Here is a 16,493-nt window from a genome sequence, read left to right on the forward strand (position 1 = left end):
CCGTTCGGGCAAGATCATGCGCCGGATCCTGCGCAAGATTGCGACCGCCGAATACGATGGGTTGGGTGATATCTCCACCTTGGCGGATCCGGGTGTGGTGCAGCATTTGATTGATGAGCACAAGATCATGAACGTCGCTTAACCGACATCTCTGAGTCAGTAAAAGCCCCATCCGGTGTTGTGCCGGATGGGGCTTTTTTTGTCTGAGGTTTTTGTGTTGGCCGGTCGGGCCTCATCGCTAGCAGGCTAGCTCCCACAGAGGGAACTGCGCTCGTTTCAAATTGCGAATCCCCTGGAGATCCCTGTGGGAGCTAGCCTGCTAGCGATGGCGATCTGTCAGGCACTCAATAAACAACGCCCAATAATTATCGACTTCACTTGTAGGCGCTTTCCCACTGTTACCCTCCGCCCTTCAAGTAACTGAATGTGTAACCGCGCGCTCCGATGCGGGGCATTGGGAAACGCCAACCCCCACTCCCGGGCCTCTCCAGCCCGGCTAAAAAATAAGACACAACGCTGCGCTTGCCGGATTAGAAGGGTTTGCCAATAATAGGCCCGCAATTTGCAGCAGTGATCGGTTCACTGTCTTTTGCTCTTGCATGAATTTGCAGGGCTGTCAACGCGCTCAAGCGGCTTTCTCGGTGCATCTGTAATTAGTTGTCGCATTGAAGAAATATCGGCTTCGGGCCTGTCGTTAGAATGCCGATCACTCGCTCGTTGTGGCTCGCGTTGAAAAAAGCGCGCGGTTCCTACGACGCAGCACCGCTTTGCGGTTCCACTCATTCGCATATTGGGCTGTCGCTCACTCTGCCGTTTTAGCCCTTTACCGATGGAGTCCCAAGATGAAGAAACTCGTGCTGCTTGGCGCCCTGGCACTGTCCGTGCTGTCCCTGCCGACTTTCGCTGATGAAAAACCTCTGAAAATCGGTATCGAAGCGGCTTACCCTCCGTTTGCTTCCAAAGCACCGGACGGCAGCATTGTTGGTTTTGACTACGACATCGGCAACGCTCTGTGCGAAGAGATGAAGGTCAAGTGCACTTGGGTCGAGCAAGAGTTCGACGGTCTGATCCCGGCGCTCAAAGTGCGCAAGATCGACGCGATCCTGTCGTCCATGTCGATCACTGAAGACCGCAAGAAATCCGTGGACTTCACCAACAAGTACTACAACACCCCGGCGCGCCTGGTCATGAAGGCCGGCACTCAAGTCAGCGAAGGCCTGACTGAGCTCAAGGGCAAAAACATCGGCGTGCAACGTGGTTCGATCCACGAGCGTTTCGCCCGCGAAGTCCTGGCCCCGCTGGGTGCCGAGATCAAGCCTTACGGTTCGCAGAACGAAATCTATCTCGACGTGGCCGCTGGCCGCCTCGACGGCACTGTGGCAGACGCTACGCTGCTCGATGACGGTTTCCTGAAAACCGACGCTGGCAAAGGTTTCGCCTTCGTTGGCCCGGCCTTCACCGACGTCAAATACTTCGGCGACGGCGTGGGTATCGCGGTTCGCAAGGGCGACGCGCTGAAAGACAAGATCAACACCGCGATCGCTGCCATTCGCGAGAACGGCAAGTACAAGCAAATCCAGGACAAATACTTCGCCTTCGACATCTACGGCAAGTAACACGTCCAGGCGACAAGTCCGAAATGGCGCAAGCAACAGGATCTCTGAGGTTTGCGCCATTTTTTCATCCCAACATTCGAGGACCTGAATCATGTTGAAAGGCTACGGGGCTGTCATCCTCGATGGCGCATGGCTGACGCTTCAGCTCGCCTTGTCCTCCATGGTCCTGGCCATCTTTCTGGGTCTGATCGGCGTTGCATTGCGTCTGTCGCCGGTTCGCTGGCTGGCCTGGCTGGGCGACCTGTATTCCACGGTGATCCGCGGTATTCCCGATCTGGTACTGATCCTGCTGATTTTCTACGGTGGTCAGGACCTGCTCAACCGCGTGGCGCCGATGCTCGGCTTTGACGACTACATCGACCTGAACCCGCTGGCCGCCGGTATCGGCACCTTGGGCTTCATCTTCGGTGCGTACCTGTCGGAAACCTTCCGCGGCGCCTTCATGGCGATCCCCAAAGGTCAGGCAGAAGCCGGCATGGCCTACGGCATGAGCAGTTTCCAGGTGTTCTTCCGGGTTTTGGTGCCGCAGATGATCCGTCTGGCCATTCCGGGCTTCACCAACAACTGGCTGGTACTGACCAAGGCCACCGCGCTGATTTCGGTGGTGGGTCTGCAAGACATGATGTTCAAGGCCAAGCAGGCGGCAGATGCCACCCGCGAGCCTTTCACCTTCTTCCTCGCAGTGGCGGCGATGTACCTGGTGATTACCAGTGTCTCGTTGCTGGCATTGCGTCACCTTGAGAAGCGCTACTCGGTAGGCGTAAGGGCGGCTGATCTATGATCTTCGACTACAACGTCATTTGGGAGGCCTTGCCGCTGTACTTCGGCGGCCTGGTGACCACCCTCAAATTGCTCGCGCTGTCGCTGTTTTTCGGCCTGCTGTGTGCGTTGCCGCTGGGCTTGATGCGCGTCTCCAAGAACGCCGTCGTCAACATGACGGCCTGGCTCTACACCTACGTGATCCGCGGCACGCCGATGCTGGTGCAGCTGTTCTTGATCTACTACGGTCTGGCGCAGTTCGAAGCGGTACGTGAAAGCTTCTTGTGGCCGTGGCTGTCCAGTGCAACGTTCTGTGCGTGCCTGGCCTTTGCGATCAACACCAGCGCCTACACCGCTGAAATCATCGCCGGCAGCCTGCGCGCCACGCCGAATGGCGAGATCGAAGCGGCCAAGGCCATGGGCATGTCGCGCTACAAAATGTACAAGCGCATCCTGCTGCCATCGGCTCTGCGCCGGGCGCTGCCGCAGTACAGTAACGAAGTGATCATGATGCTGCAGACCACCAGTCTGGCGTCCATCGTGACCCTGATCGACATCACCGGTGCCGCGCGCACGGTCAACGCTCAGTACTACTTGCCGTTCGAAGCGTACATCACCGCCGGCGTGTTCTATCTGTGCCTGACCTTCATTCTGGTGAAGCTGTTCAAACTGGCCGAGCGCCGCTGGCTGGGCTATCTGGCCCCGCGGAAGCACTGATATGGAACGCATCGATCACTTATTGCCGTGGAACCACCTGGGCAGCGAGCGCCAGATCTCGGTGTTCCGCTTCGGCAGTGGCGAGCGCAAGGCCTACATCCAGGCCAGCCTCCACGCCGATGAACTGCCGGGAATGCGCACGGCCTGGGAGCTGAAAAAGCGCCTGGCCGAACTCGAAGCCCAAGGCCTGCTCAACGGCGTGATCGAGCTGGTGCCGGTGGCCAATCCACTGGGCCTCGGTCAACTGTTGCAAGGCAGCCATCAAGGTCGTTTCGAAGCGGGCAGCGGTAAGAATTTCAACCGCGATTTCGTCGAGCTGAGCGCGCCAGTGGCCGCTGAGCTGGACGGGCATCTGGGCGATGATCCACACGCCAATATCCGCTTGATCCGCCAAGCCATGAGCGATGCGCTGGCGGCATTGCCGCCGGCCGCGAGCCAGCTGCAAGGCATGCAGCGCATCTTGCTCAGCCACGCGTGCACCGCTGATGTCGTGCTGGATTTGCATTGCGATGCCGAAGCGGCGCTGCACATGTACGCCTTGCCGCAACACTGGCCGCAATGGCGTTCGCTCGCCGCGCACCTGAACGTGAAAGTGGGGCTGCTGGCGGAAGATTCCGGCGGCAGTTCCTTTGACGAGGCGTGCTCGCTGCCGTGGCTGCGTTTGTCGCGTCAGTTCCCGGATGCGCAGATTCCGCTGGCCTGTCTGGCGACGACCATCGAACTGGGTGGTCAAGCTGATACCGGTCGCGCGGACGCCGAGGCTTATGCCGAAGGCATTCTGGCGTTCCTCGCCGAGCAAGGCTTGATCAGCGGCGAATGGCCCAAGCCTGCGCAAGAGGCGTGCGAAGGCATGCCGTTCGAGGGCACCGAGTTGCTGTTCGCGCCACACCCGGGTGTGATCAGCTTTTTGCGTAAACCCGGTGAGTGGATCGAAGCCGGTGACGAGATTTTCGAAGTGATCGATCCGTTATCGGATCGGGTCAGCACGGTGTGTGCTGGTACGTCCGGGGTGCTGTTTGCCATTGAACGGCTGCGTTATGCCCAACCCGGTTTCTGGCTGGCCAAGGTGGCGGGGCGCGAAGCGCTGCGTCACGGGCGCTTGCTCAACGACTGACTGACTGTTTTTGTGAGAACCGACCGCATGTACAAACTTGAAGTCCAAGACCTGCATAAACGCTATGGCAGTCACGAAGTGCTCAAGGGCGTGTCCCTGAAAGCGGCGGCTGGTGATGTGATCAGCATCATCGGCTCCAGTGGCTCTGGCAAAAGTACTTTTCTGCGCTGCATCAACCTGCTCGAGCAGCCGCACGCGGGCAAGATTCTGCTCAACAACGAAGAGCTGAAACTGGTGGCGAACAAGGACGGCGCGCTGAAAGCGGCTGACCCGAAACAGCTGCAACGCATGCGCTCGCGCCTGTCGATGGTGTTCCAGCATTTCAACCTGTGGTCGCACATGACCGCGCTGGAAAACATCATGGAAGCGCCGGTTCACGTGCTGGGCATGTCCAAGGCCGAGGCCCGTGAAAAAGCCGAGCACTACCTGAACAAGGTCGGCGTGGCCCATCGTAAAGACGCTTACCCGGGCCACATGTCCGGCGGCGAGCAGCAGCGCGTGGCGATTGCCCGTGCGCTGGCGATGGAGCCTGAGGTGATGCTGTTCGACGAACCGACCTCGGCCCTCGACCCGGAACTGGTCGGCGACGTACTGAAAGTGATGCAGGCCCTGGCGCTGGAAGGCCGGACCATGGTCGTGGTGACGCACGAAATGGGCTTCGCCCGTGAAGTGTCGAATCAGCTGGTGTTCCTGCACAAAGGTATCGTTGAAGAAAGCGGCAACCCGCGTGAAGTGCTGGTCAATCCACAGTCTGAACGCTTGCAGCAATTCCTGTCGGGCAGCCTGAAGTAAACCGAACTCCCGTTGCGCACCGGGATAGTGCATGCTTCGCAACCTAAAGGCTGGTCCCAATCCCTGCAGGAGCGGGGCTTGCCCGCGAATGCGGTGGTTCAGACAGCAATCATGTTGACTGAACCACCGTTCTCGCGGGCAAGCCTCGCTCCAACAGGGGAATGCTGCAGGTTTCGAGATTTGCGTTCATTTACGGGCTAGCATTGGCCCATGCCTTCATCACTGTTTTCGTTTCGGATTGCCCGCCATGACTGCCCATCGAATTGGTTTCCTGATTTGGCCCAGCACTAAAGCACTGACGCTTGCGCTGGCTGAGGAGGCCTTGCGTGTTGCCCAGCGTGTGCATCCGGATGTTGTCTACGAATTGTCGTTTTTGCAGGCCGAACCACCGACCGAAGGCGCCTGGCAACTGCCGGGTGAGCCGTGGGCCGGCAAGCTCGAAAACTTCCAGAAGCTGTTTCTGCTCGCCGATGAGCCGCCGACCACCCTCGCGCCGGCGCTCAGCAGTTCGCTGAAACAACTGGTGCGTGCCGGTTGCGTGATTGGTGGTTTGTCTGCCGGTGTCTACCCGTTGGCGCAATTGGGTTTGCTCGACGGTTACCGCGCTGCCGTGCATTGGCGCTGGCAGGACGATTTCGCCGAACGCTTCCCTAAAGTGATCGCCACCAGCCATCTGTTCGATTGGGATCGTGATCGACTGACCGCGTGTGGCGGCTTGTCGGTACTCGATCTGTTGCTGGCCGTGCTGGCCCGTGATCACGGCGCCGAACTGGCCGGCGCTGTGTCGGAAGAACTGGTAGTCGAGCGTATCCGCGAGGGTGGCGAACGCCAGCGCATCCCGCTGCAGAACCGCCTCGGTTCCAGCCATCCGAAGCTCACCCAAGCGGTGTTGCTGATGGAAGCCAACATCGAAGAGCCGCTGACCACCGATGAAATCGCCCAGCACGTGTGCGTGTCCCGTCGACAACTGGAGCGGATCTTCAAGCAATACCTCAACCGCGTGCCGAGCCAGTACTACCTGGAACTTCGCCTGAACAAGGCCCGGCAGATGTTGATGCAAACCAGCAAGTCGATCATTCAGATCGGCCTGTCCTGTGGCTTCTCATCGGGGCCGCATTTCTCCAGCGCCTACCGCAACTTCTTCGGTGCCACGCCGCGGGAAGATCGCAACCAGCGGCGCAGCAGCAGTCCATTCGAGTTGTCGTCGGTGCCGTCCGAGCGCGGCTGATGTTACTCGTCGATCTCGGAACCCTCTGAGGTCGACACCTGTATTTCCCCTCGGTTGATAACCTCCTCCACGCCAAAATCCGCACGGGTCAGTTCAAAGAAGCGGACCAGTCGCGCGAGGCTTTCCTGGGAAAACGGATTGCCTCTCAAGGTGATGTTTTCAGCAATTTCCACCGGCAATTCCAGCAGGTCGCTGGGCACCTCGGTTATTGCATTCATGCTCAGGTCAGCCCAGTCGAGATCCGCCAGCTGAAGCAGGCCGTCGGGTATGTCAGTGATGCCGGTGTCGTTGAGCAGCACGGTCGACAAGTCGGGCATTTGGCTTAGATCCGGCGTGCGCCCCAACGGGTTAAAGCTCAGGTCGAGGTAATCAAGCTGCTCCATTCCCGCCAATGCACTTGCCGACTCCGCTGACAGGCTGACCCGGCAATCGGGGAGCGACAGCGAGCGCAGGCGTCCCATCTTGAACACCGAATCGGGAATGTCACCCAGGTCACACTCGCGCAGCCGCAGGCTTTTGAGGTTGAGAAAGGACTCAAGGAAACGCCCCAGGCGTGTTGCGCCCTCGGCACTGTCAACCTCAAGCGCGGAAACATGGCTGAAGTCCGCACTCAAGGTCGGCAGTTCTCCATTGATGACCGGACGGACCCTGAGTTCGAACGTCGGCTCAAGTGCTTCGTTGAACTCATCCAGTTCCGACTCGCGCTGCCAGCACTTCTCGAGCGCTTGCTTGAATTCGTCGCGGTTCGTTTGCTCGGCAACGAGTTGCTCGTCGCTGAAGGGTTCGCCCGTCACCGGGTCCTGCTGCGGAACATCGGCGGTCCATGCGGACAAATCGTTTTTCAGCTGGGTGAGCTCTTGTTCAAGGCGCGTCAAATAGCTGCGGCCATCCTCCAGAGTCCCCGGCAATTCGTAGACGAACTCGCTCGCCTGCTCGATTTCCATGCTGGGGTACAGCGCCTTGACCCGATCGATGTCGGCTTCGGGTGCATAGACGCCCATGTCGTAGGCGGTTTCGAAGTGGTGTTGCTTGATCAATTCTCGCGCGCTGTTCGACAGCGGGTTGTCGGTGAGGTGCAGGCCGCGCTTGTCGTAAAGCGAACTCTCGAATAACCCGGCAGGCAACTCGCTGATGTGGTTGTTCATCAGCAGGAGGGTTTGAAGCTTCGGGTGTTGCAGAAGGCTGGCCGCAATCCCTGTCTGGCGGGTGTCGCTCAGGTCCAGGTGCGCCAGCTCGCTCATCGTGTCGATATGCGGCAAGGTTTCAAACGGATTTTTGTACAGGTCGAGCATGGCCAGTTGCTTCATTGACGCCAGCTTCGACCACGTGGCGGCGTCGACCCGGATGCCGCAATCGCTCAAGACCAAGGCGTGAAGGTCGGGCATTTGGCTGATGGCGTCGGGGAGGGTGTTCAGGGAAAAGCGGCGCAATTCCAGGCGGCGCAGCCCGCTGAAACCTCGTAGAAACGCGGGAATGGCCTGTGCGCTGCGGGTGCCTTCCAGGGACAGCTGCGACACATGACTGAAATCGGCAGTCAACGACGGCAAGTCGCCGAGGATCGGCTCTGCAAACCTGAGCACATATTGGGTCACCCCCTCCGGTGTGTCGAAATCCCGGTCGGACTGTCGACGCCAGCTGCGCTGGATTTCCTGGGCCAGCAACCGGCGGTTGTTTCGCTCGGCTTGTTGATCCAGTTCGCTGAGCGGGCGGCCGGTCTCAGGATGGGTTGTGGGGGAATCACTGACCCAGGCGCGCAGGTCCTGATGCAGTCGGGCCAACTCCCTCCTCAAACGTGAAAGTTCTACGCGAGCACCATCGGGATGAAGTTGCAGTGTCTGGACAATGGACTGCATTTCTTCCTGAGGCAGGTTGGGGTAAACCTCGCGAACCCGGTCGTTGAGCGTCGGTGTCTCGCGGGCGATTCGACTGTAGCCCTCGGTACCACCGGGCAGGCGCATGGTGGTCGGGTCATAGAACGGTTTCCGATGGGGATTTTTTGCAAACAGCCTGCGTAAGGCCGGTTGCTCCAGTGCGTGTTCGGCGATGCGTTGTTTAAAGACCTGGGCATCTGTGATCGAAGGGTTCAACTTGTTGCGTTGCGCATCCGGCAGCGCCCGGAACAAGGCCTGATAAAAATCCTCCGGCGACGAATCCGAGTCTTGGTGTACGTGGTAAGTCCCGTCTTCAGCGCGAACCAGTATTTTTTGTAGGGGCGCATCGGGTTGGCCAATGCTGTCGCGCAAAGCCCCCTCGGCCGAGTAGTCCCGCACTTCGATACGCAACCCGGCTGGTAAATCGGGCAGTGAGTTCAGGCTTTGCAAGGCCATTCGGTGGGTGTCGGTAGTGTCCAGCGCTTCGGAATAAAAACCTTCAGAGGCTCGGATGGCACGCACGGCCTCCATGGCTTTGAGCGCGGCGTCCTTGAGACGCTGGGGCGTGCGGCCGTTGTGCAGCTGTTTCAGTTCCGTGCCGGACGCATTGCTCACCAGTTCCTCGGCGATATCGGTAGGTAACCCCCGCACATCATCGATCAGCCGCTGAACCCGCAGGTCATCGGTTTTTTCCAACGCGCGATAACGCAGATCGAACAGCGATTTGCGGTAATCCCGGGCCAGTTCTGCGGTCCGTTGTCTGAAGGCTGATGTTTGGGCTTGCGCTGTCGGCATTGGCGTGTCGACAGGCCAGCCGTCGTAGCCACTCAGCAGTTGATGTTGCAGGGTCGAATCAGCCTTTCGATAGTGCTCGGGTTGATCACTGCCGATCTGCTCGATAAAGGTGTCGATGTCCCGGTTGATCTTGAAACGCTTGATCGTGTCGGTCAGCAGCGAAGGCGGGCGGTAATGTTCGACATGCATTTCGCGCACGACGTTGTCGTGGAAACCGCTGACCCGCAGGATCTGCTCGCGTTCGGCGTTGCTGAACGACTCGACACCCTGGCCGATTCGACGCATGACCGTTTCCCGATCCCACTCCAGCGGTTGTTCCAGCTCGGTGTGCCAGGCGCCGTGATGATTGTGCAGTAAAGAAGGCTGATAAGCGTCGGCGCGGGTCGGGTGCTCAATCTGAAACGCGTTGGAGGTGCCATCGGGTTTCACGGCATACAGTTTTCCTTCCAGAGGCAGCAGCGTCTTGCCCCCGTGGCGATAGAGGCCAAGCTGATCGGGTTTGGCGTCTTCGGGCAAACGCTGTGCCTGTTCGTAAGGGGTCAGATCCGGCTTCCAGTAGCGGGTTTTTCCTTTCGGCGTTGCGACGGGTTTGAGCGGGTCGACCAGCGCGACCGCTTCGCGCGAAAGCAAACGGCTGAAGGCGCCGGCAGCGATCGCACCACCCACCGCGAATGTGCCCACCTCAACCACTGTTTCAGCGAGTGTAATCAAATGCCCGACCGCCTCTGTTTTCAGTCCTTCGGCCAGGTCTACGATGCCTTCGAAGGTTTCGTCGAGTAACTGGTAAGCCATATAACCCAGCATTATTTCGCCAAGAAACGGGACGAACGGCATTGCCACGAATGTTGCGATTTCAAGCAGCGTCGAAGCTACTTTGCTGACGGCATCCCACAAAGCCCAGCGCGCATTTCGGTCGGCGGAGGCGGTGGAGACGGCCAGCGTGCTGGCGTCGTTGAGGATCTTGTTCAGTTGTCGCTGATAGAGATAGTTCCACAGGTCCGCGCTGAACGGCGTCATTGAAAACCGCAGGTTGGGCCTGTCGATGGGCGTTTCGCGCCAGCTCGGCAGTGGGTCGCCACGCTTGTGTTGATGCCAGGTCACGCGCTGGAGGCGGCGGTTGAGATCAGCAAAAAAAGGCCCCCTTTCCTTATGCTCGACGAAGCGGCTGAAGAACGTCTGGTAAGCCGGGGCGCGTAGCTTGCGGGTCAGTTCGGTCATGAACGCCAGGGTGTTCGGGTACTCCTTGAGCGGGTGCTCGGGATCGTCGGGAATGTAGGCAATGATCCGTGTTCCCTTGCGCGCGCGCTCCAGGCTCGGCGCGAAAACGACAATCCCGGTCAGGGAGGAGGACATGAGGGTCAGGTCATGACCGTACAGCGGCTGGCCATTGAGTCGCGCCCCGGAACGACCTTCCACAAGGCGCAGGATCGAGTGATAGGCATCCTCCGGAATATCCTTGCGGATTTGAGCCATTTGTAGCGCGGCTTTGAGTGCCGTTTTATGCGAGCTGATCACCTTCGCTTTCAACACCGCGCCGGCCACCGGGTTGGTCAGCCCAAGATTGTCTTTGAGGTACGTGGTGTAGCGGGCGCCGATGTCCAGTTCCCGGCACAGCCTCACAAAGGCAGCGATGGTCAGTTTCTGTTTGACCGCCGGCAGCGTATCGAACTGCCCTGCGGGCGATGGTTCGGTAATGAACGTCGAGGCGGGCTCGTAAGCATCCGCCGCCATTTCCGATGCCTGAAAGTTATGCAGGGCGGCGTCGAGCAGCGACACGGTCCAGGTGCGCGCTGCCCCCGTCTTGATCCCGAACCAGGGCACGGCTTGTGGAATGTACAGGCGCAGGAAGGTGGTTTTAACGTCCACTTCCAGATCAAACCGGGTTTTCAAGGCCGCGCTTAGCAACGCTTCGGCGAAGGCGCGTGCGCTTTGCAGCCTCGACAGCGTTGAGTCCAGACGATTTCGCTGGGTCCAATGTTCCTGGCTGAGCTTTTTCAGCGACTGGTGTTGCAGGGATGTCGCGGTGCCGTGCCAGTGCGGCGCGGCAAGCGAGGCGGTTTTGAGGGCATCGCGTGTCGCGGGCGAGGCTTCCAATACCCAGGCCGGCAGGTTGTTGAACAGATGATGGTAGTGATCGTCCGGTTGCGTGGCGGATTCATTGCCACCGACATTTGAAGGGCGATCGTTTTCGTGTCGACTCATGCGCTATTCCCTTAGCGTTTGGATGAGTCGCCAGCAAAACAGACGATGGCGGGGCGGGTGCGGTACATATTTACCGCACCGCTCGACAAGCCTGCCTATAACCTGTGCCGGCGGTTTAAACTGCGCCTTTGCGACCCTATATGTCGCATTGCCGTAAACCCGGTTGAAACCGGGGTTTGCGCTATAAGAAGTTGTCGCTTGGCGGCAAGGCCGGGCTGAAAACTGTCCTTACAATCCCCCCATCGCTCGCCAGTTTCCGGCGAGTGTTCCTCTTCAGGAGACTCCGATGTCCGTTGAGCACGCTGCGGTAGAACGCGCCGATTTCGACCAGGTAATGGTTCCCAACTACGCGCCTGCCGCATTCATTCCAGTGCGTGGTGCCGGTTCCCATGTCTGGGACCAGTCTGGCCGCGAGCTGATCGACTTCGCTGGCGGGATTGCCGTTAACGTATTGGGCCATGCGCACCCGGCGCTGGTCAGTGCCTTGACCGAGCAGGCGAACAAGCTGTGGCACGTGTCCAACGTGTTCACCAATGAGCCGGCCTTGCGCCTGGCGCATAAGCTGGTCAACGCCACCTTTGCCGAGCGTGCTTTCTTCTGCAACTCCGGCGCCGAAGCCAACGAGGCCGCCTTCAAGCTGGCCCGTCGCGTCGGTTTTGATCGGTTCGGCAGCGAGAAGTACGAAATCATCGCCGCGCTCAACAGCTTCCATGGCCGTACCCTGTTCACCGTGAACGTCGGTGGCCAGTCCAAGTATTCCGATGGTTTCGGTCCGAAGATCACCGGTATCACCCACGTGCCGTACAACGATCTGGCTGCGCTGAAAGCCGCCATTTCCGACAAGACCTGCGCCGTGGTTCTGGAGCCGATCCAGGGCGAGAGCGGTGTGATCCCGGCTGAGCTTGAGTACCTGCAAGGCGCTCGCGATCTGTGCACCGCGCACAACGCGCTGCTGATCTTCGACGAAGTGCAGACCGGCATGGGTCGCACCGGCCACCTGTTCGCCTATCAGCATTACGGCGTAGTCCCGGACATCCTGACCAGCGCCAAGAGCCTGGGCGGCGGTTTCCCGATCGCGGCGATGCTGACCACCGAAGACCTGGCCAAGCATTTGGTCGTCGGCACCCACGGCACCACTTACGGCGGCAACCCGCTGGCGTGCGCGGTCGGGGAAGCGGTGATCGACGTGGTCAACACCCCTGAAGTGCTGGCTGGCGTCAAGGCCAAGCATGCCAAGTTCAAGGCGCGCCTTGAGCAGATCGGTGAGAAGTACGGCATTTTCACCAAGGTCCGCGGCATGGGCCTGTTGATCGGTTGTGTACTGAGCGACGCCTGGAAAGGCAAGGCCAAAGACGTCTTCAACGCCGCCGAGCGTGAAGGCCTGATGATTCTGCAAGCCGGCCCCGACGTGGTGCGTTTTGCCCCAAGCCTGGTGGTTGAAGACGCAGACATCGACGAGGGCCTGGACCGCTTCGAACGCGCTGTGGCCAAGTTGACGCAAGCCTGATAGACCCTTCGGCGCCTGACATTTCAGGCGTCGAACCCAATTTTTATGCCGGACCCGCTCTTCTGTAGGAGCAAGGCTTGCCCGCGAAAGCGGCGTGTCAGACACCTTGTTATTGGCTGACACACCGCTTTCGCGGGCAAGCCTCGCTCCTGCAAGGGTACGGCTTATTTCCCCCAAAAGAGTTACGAGAAAGGAGTGACACCATGCTGGTGATGCGCCCCGCGCAAATGGCTGATCTGGGCGAGGTACAGCGTCTGGCTGCGGACAGCCCGATTGGTGTCACTTCCTTGCCGGATGACGTTGAACGCCTGAGCGACAAGATCGCCGCAAGCGAAGCCTCGTTTTCCGCGGAAGTCAGCTTCAACGGCGAAGAAAGCTATTTCTTCGTCCTCGAAGACTCGACCACCGGCAAACTGGTCGGTTGCTCCGCAATCGTTGCCTCCGCCGGTTACTCCGAGCCGTTCTACAGCTTTCGCAATGAAACCTTCGTGCACGCCTCCCGCGAGCTGAAGATTCATAACAAGATTCACGTGCTCTCGCAGTGCCACGACCTGACCGGCAACAGCTTGCTGACCAGTTTCTACGTGCAGCGCGAGTTGGTGGGTTCGCCTTGGGCCGAGCTCAACTCCCGTGGTCGTCTGCTGTTCGTTGCCAGCCATCCGGAGCGCTTTGCCGATTCCGTGGTGACCGAGATCGTCGGTTACAGCGACGAAAATGGCGATTCGCCGTTCTGGGACGCCATCGGTCGCAACTTCTTCGACCTCAACTACGCCGAAGCCGAGCGTCTGTGCGGCCTGAAGAGCCGGACCTTCCTCGCCGAACTGATGCCGCATTACCCGATCTATGTGCCTTTGCTGCCGGACACCGCTCAAGAAGCGATGGGCCAGGTGCATCCGCGAGCCCAGATCACCTTCGACATCCTGATGCGCGAAGGCTTCGAGACCGATCACTACATCGACATTTTCGACGGCGGCCCGACGTTGCATGCCCGCGTCTCCGGGATCCGTTCGATCGCGCAGAGCCGTGTAGTGCCGGTGAAAATCGGCGAGGCGGTCAAAGGTGTCGGTCGTCAGTACCTGGTGGCCAACGCCCAGTTGCAGGATTACCGCGCTGTATTGCTCGAGCTCGATTACGCGCCGGGCAAACCCGTGACCCTGGATCTGGAAGCGGCCGAAGCCCTGGGCGTCGGTGAGGGTGCGAGCGTGCGCCTGGTGGCGGTTTAACGACTGCTTGAGTGTTTAGAAAGCAGCGAAGTTTCGCGGGTGGCGCAAGCGGCCCGTTTGAGGAGATAGCATGATCGTTCGTCCTGTACGCAGCAGCGATTTACCCGCTCTGATCGACCTGGCCCGCAGCACCGGCACCGGCCTGACCACCTTGCCGGCCAACGAAGAACGTCTGGCCCATCGGGTCGGCTGGGCCGAGAAGACCTTTCGCGGTGAAGCCGGGCGGGGCGATGCAGACTACCTGTTCGTGCTCGAAGACGATGACGGCCGCGTGGTGGGCATTTCCGCCATCGCCGGCGCTGTCGGCCTGCGTGAGCCTTGGTACAACTTCCGGGTCGGCCTGACGGTCAGCGCTTCGCAAGAGCTGAACATCTACCGCGAGATCCCGACGCTGTTCCTGGCCAACGACCTGACCGGCAACTCTGAGTTGTGCTCGCTGTTCCTCCACGCCGATTACCGCACGGGCCTCAACGGCCGCATGCTGGCCAAGGCGCGGATGCTGTTCATCGCCGAGTTCCCGCAGCTGTTTGGCAACAAGATCATTGCCGAGATGCGCGGCGTGTCCGACGAAGCCGGGCGCTCGCCATTCTGGGAAAGCCTGGGCCGTCACTTTTTCAAGATGGAATTCAGCCAGGCCGATTACCTGACTGGCGTGGGCAACAAGGCGTTCATCGCCGAACTGATGCCGAAATTTCCGCTGTACACCTGCTTTCTGTCGCCAGACGCGCGCAACGTCATCGGTCAGGTTCACCCTGACACCGAGCCGGCGCTGGCCATGCTCAAGAGCGAAGGTTTCAGCTACCAAGGCTACGTCGACATCTTCGACGCCGGCCCTGCGGTCGAGTGCGAAACCGGCAAGATCCGCGCCGTGCGCGACAGCCAGGCACTGGTGTTGGCCATCGGCACGCCGGGTGATGACGCTACTCCGTTCCTGATTCACAACCGCAAGCGCGAAGACTGCCGCATCACTGCCGCGCCAGCACGCTTCGCCGCCGGTACGTTGGTCGTTGATCCGCTGACCGCCAAACGTCTTCAACTCAACGCCGGTGATCAAGTGCGCGCCGTTCCGTTGTCTGCTGCCAGGGAGTCGAAATAATGAATTCGCTATACATCGCAGGTGAATGGCTGGCCGGTCAGGGCGAAGCCTTCCAGTCGCTGAACCCGGTGACCCAGCAAGTGCTGTGGACCGGCGAAGGCGCGACCGCCGCTCAGGTTGAGTCGGCCGTGCAGGCTGCTCGTCAGGCGTTTCCGGGCTGGGCCCGTCGCACCCTGGACGAGCGCATTACCGTGCTTGAAGCCTTTGCCGCCGCGCTGAAAAACCACGCTGACGAACTGGCCCGCACCATTGGTGAGGAAACCGGCAAGCCGTTGTGGGAAGCAGCAACGGAAGTGACCAGCATGGTCAACAAGATTGCGATCTCGGTGCAGAGCTACCGCGAGCGTACCGGCGAGAAGAGCGGTCCGCTGGGCGACGCCACCGCCGTGTTGCGCCACAAGCCACACGGCGTGGTGGCGGTGTTCGGGCCTTACAACTTCCCGGGGCATTTGCCGAACGGTCACATCGTGCCGGCACTGCTGGCCGGTAACAGCGTGCTGTTCAAGCCCAGCGAACTGACGCCGAAAGTCGCCGAACTGACGGTTAAATGCTGGATCGAAGCCGGTCTGCCGGCGGGTGTTTTGAACCTGCTGCAAGGCGCGCGCGAAACCGGTATCGCCCTGGCGGCGAACCCGGGCATCGACGGTCTGTTCTTCACCGGTTCGAGCCGCACCGGCAATCATCTGCACCAGCAATTCGCCGGTCGTCCGGACAAGATCCTCGCCCTGGAGATGGGCGGTAACAACCCGCTGGTGGTGGATCAGGTCGCAGACCTCGATGCTGCCGTTTACACCATCATCCAGTCGGCATTCATTTCCGCCGGCCAGCGTTGCACCTGTGCCCGTCGCTTGCTGGTACCGCAGGGCGCCTGGGGCGACACGTTGCTGGCGCGTCTGGTGGTGGTCAGTTCGACGATTGAAGTCGGTGCGTTTGACCAGCAACCGGCGCCGTTCATGGGCTCGGTGATTTCCCTCGGCGCGGCGAAAGCGCTGATGGATGCGCAAGAGCATCTGCTGGCCAATGGCGCCGTGGCGCTGCTGGAAATGACTCAGCCTCAGGCGCAAGCCGCGTTGCTGACACCGGGCATCCTGGACGTGACGGCTGTCGCCGATCGTCCTGACGAGGAGCTGTTCGGCCCGTTGCTGCAAGTGATCCGCTACGCTGATTTTGAAGCGGCGATTGCTGAAGCCAACGACACGGACTATGGGCTGGCGGCTGGTTTGCTGTCGGATTCCGAAGCGCGTTATCAGCAGTTCTGGCTGGAAAGCCGTGCCGGTATCGTCAACTGGAACAAGCAGCTGACCGGCGCCGCGAGCAGCGCGCCATTCGGCGGCGTCGGCGCTTCGGGCAACCACCGCGCCAGCGCCTACTACGCCGCAGATTACTGCGCGTACCCGGTGGCCTCGCTGGAAACGCCGAACCTGGTGTTGCCTGCATCGCTTACGCCTGGCGTGAAGATGGCGTGATGTCCATCGCCAGCAGGCTGGCTCCCACAGGTTCGGTGGTGTTCACACATTTTGTGTACGACCCCATCACTGTGGGAGCCAGCTTGCTGGCGATGGCCGCGACGCGG

General features: G+C 60.1%; 12 protein-coding genes. 11 read left to right on the forward strand and 1 reads right to left on the reverse strand.

Translation table 11 applies throughout. The features are described 5' to 3' along the window. From FHL16_RS34085 to FHL16_RS20890, 7 genes are all read left to right on the forward strand, one after another. The coding region (locus FHL16_RS34085) for a hypothetical protein (protein WP_177346244.1) at positions 1-142 on the forward strand (142 nt) is incomplete at its 5' end. Between the two features lie 700 nt (positions 143-842). Then, positions 843-1,616 carry an ABC transporter substrate-binding protein gene (locus tag FHL16_RS20865; RefSeq protein WP_010457256.1) on the forward strand — a complete coding sequence of 258 codons (774 nt, stop codon included), beginning with the start codon at positions 843-845 and terminating at the stop codon, positions 1,614-1,616. A 91-nt stretch (positions 1,617-1,707) separates the two neighbouring features. After that, complete coding sequence (locus FHL16_RS20870; protein WP_010457254.1) at positions 1,708-2,397, forward strand: ABC transporter permease; 690 nt, start codon at positions 1,708-1,710, stop codon at positions 2,395-2,397. Continuing rightward, entirely contained in the window at positions 2,394-3,092 is a 699-nt protein-coding gene (locus FHL16_RS20875) for an ABC transporter permease (RefSeq protein WP_010457252.1), read from the forward strand. Before FHL16_RS20870 ends, FHL16_RS20875 begins: the two co-directional genes overlap by 4 nt. A 1-nt stretch (position 3,093) precedes the next feature. Continuing rightward, positions 3,094-4,206 (forward strand): M14 family metallopeptidase, encoded by a 1,113-nt coding sequence (locus FHL16_RS20880; RefSeq protein ID WP_077749178.1) that lies wholly within the window; start codon positions 3,094-3,096, stop codon positions 4,204-4,206. Positions 4,207-4,233: 27 nt separating this feature from the next. Continuing rightward, on the forward strand, positions 4,234-4,998 hold the full coding sequence (locus tag FHL16_RS20885; RefSeq protein ID WP_010457249.1) for an ABC transporter ATP-binding protein: 765 nt from the start codon (positions 4,234-4,236) through the stop codon (positions 4,996-4,998). A gap of 247 nt (positions 4,999-5,245) precedes the next feature. Further along, complete coding sequence (locus FHL16_RS20890) at positions 5,246-6,226, forward strand: GlxA family transcriptional regulator (protein ID WP_010457247.1); 981 nt, start codon at positions 5,246-5,248, stop codon at positions 6,224-6,226. A gap of 2 nt (positions 6,227-6,228) precedes the next feature. On the opposite strand, the gene FHL16_RS20895 is transcribed toward FHL16_RS20890, so the two are convergent. Then, positions 6,229-11,094, reverse strand: coding sequence for a dermonecrotic toxin domain-containing protein (locus tag FHL16_RS20895; RefSeq protein ID WP_077749179.1), 4,866 nt, complete (start codon positions 11,092-11,094; stop codon positions 6,229-6,231). 286 nt (positions 11,095-11,380) lie between these two features. On the opposite strand from FHL16_RS20895, the gene FHL16_RS20900 reads away from it, so the two are divergent. From FHL16_RS20900 to astD, 4 genes are all read left to right on the forward strand, one after another. After that, positions 11,381-12,601, forward strand: coding sequence for an aspartate aminotransferase family protein (locus FHL16_RS20900; RefSeq protein WP_010457244.1), 1,221 nt, complete (start codon positions 11,381-11,383; stop codon positions 12,599-12,601). A 203-nt stretch (positions 12,602-12,804) separates the two neighbouring features. After that, positions 12,805-13,824 carry an arginine/ornithine succinyltransferase subunit alpha gene (gene aruF / locus FHL16_RS20905; protein ID WP_010457242.1) on the forward strand — a complete coding sequence of 340 codons (1,020 nt, stop codon included), beginning with the start codon at positions 12,805-12,807 and terminating at the stop codon, positions 13,822-13,824. Between the two features lie 70 nt (positions 13,825-13,894). Further along, on the forward strand, positions 13,895-14,920 hold the full coding sequence (gene astA / locus FHL16_RS20910; RefSeq protein ID WP_010457241.1) for an arginine N-succinyltransferase: 1,026 nt from the start codon (positions 13,895-13,897) through the stop codon (positions 14,918-14,920). Then, on the forward strand, positions 14,917-16,386 hold the full coding sequence (astD, locus tag FHL16_RS20915) for a succinylglutamate-semialdehyde dehydrogenase (protein ID WP_177346245.1): 1,470 nt from the start codon (positions 14,917-14,919) through the stop codon (positions 16,384-16,386). The genes astA and astD overlap by 4 nt, the downstream gene beginning before the upstream one ends. Positions 16,387-16,493: the final 107 nt, after the last annotated feature.

This window comes from Pseudomonas sp. FSL W5-0299 (assembly GCF_005930655.1).
Classification (GTDB): Bacteria; Pseudomonadota; Gammaproteobacteria; order Pseudomonadales; family Pseudomonadaceae; genus Aquipseudomonas; species Aquipseudomonas mandelii.

What these genes read in the sequence shown, in the direction of transcription:
- FHL16_RS20865 (WP_010457256.1), top strand. Translation starts at nt 843, where the DNA reads ATGAAGAAACTCGTGCTGCTTGGCGCCCTGGCACTGTCCGTGCTGTCC.
- FHL16_RS20870 (WP_010457254.1), top strand. Translation starts at nt 1,708, where the DNA reads ATGTTGAAAGGCTACGGGGCTGTCATCCTCGATGGCGCATGGCTGACG.
- FHL16_RS20875 (WP_010457252.1), top strand. Translation starts at nt 2,394, where the DNA reads ATGATCTTCGACTACAACGTCATTTGGGAGGCCTTGCCGCTGTACTTC.
- FHL16_RS20880 (WP_077749178.1), top strand. Translation starts at nt 3,094, where the DNA reads ATGGAACGCATCGATCACTTATTGCCGTGGAACCACCTGGGCAGCGAG.
- FHL16_RS20885 (WP_010457249.1), top strand. Translation starts at nt 4,234, where the DNA reads ATGTACAAACTTGAAGTCCAAGACCTGCATAAACGCTATGGCAGTCAC.
- FHL16_RS20890 (WP_010457247.1), top strand. Translation starts at nt 5,246, where the DNA reads ATGACTGCCCATCGAATTGGTTTCCTGATTTGGCCCAGCACTAAAGCA.
- FHL16_RS20895 (WP_077749179.1), bottom strand. Translation starts at nt 11,094, where the DNA reads ATGAGTCGACACGAAAACGATCGCCCTTCAAATGTCGGTGGCAATGAA.
- FHL16_RS20900 (WP_010457244.1), top strand. Translation starts at nt 11,381, where the DNA reads ATGTCCGTTGAGCACGCTGCGGTAGAACGCGCCGATTTCGACCAGGTA.
- aruF (WP_010457242.1), top strand. Translation starts at nt 12,805, where the DNA reads ATGCTGGTGATGCGCCCCGCGCAAATGGCTGATCTGGGCGAGGTACAG.
- astA (WP_010457241.1), top strand. Translation starts at nt 13,895, where the DNA reads ATGATCGTTCGTCCTGTACGCAGCAGCGATTTACCCGCTCTGATCGAC.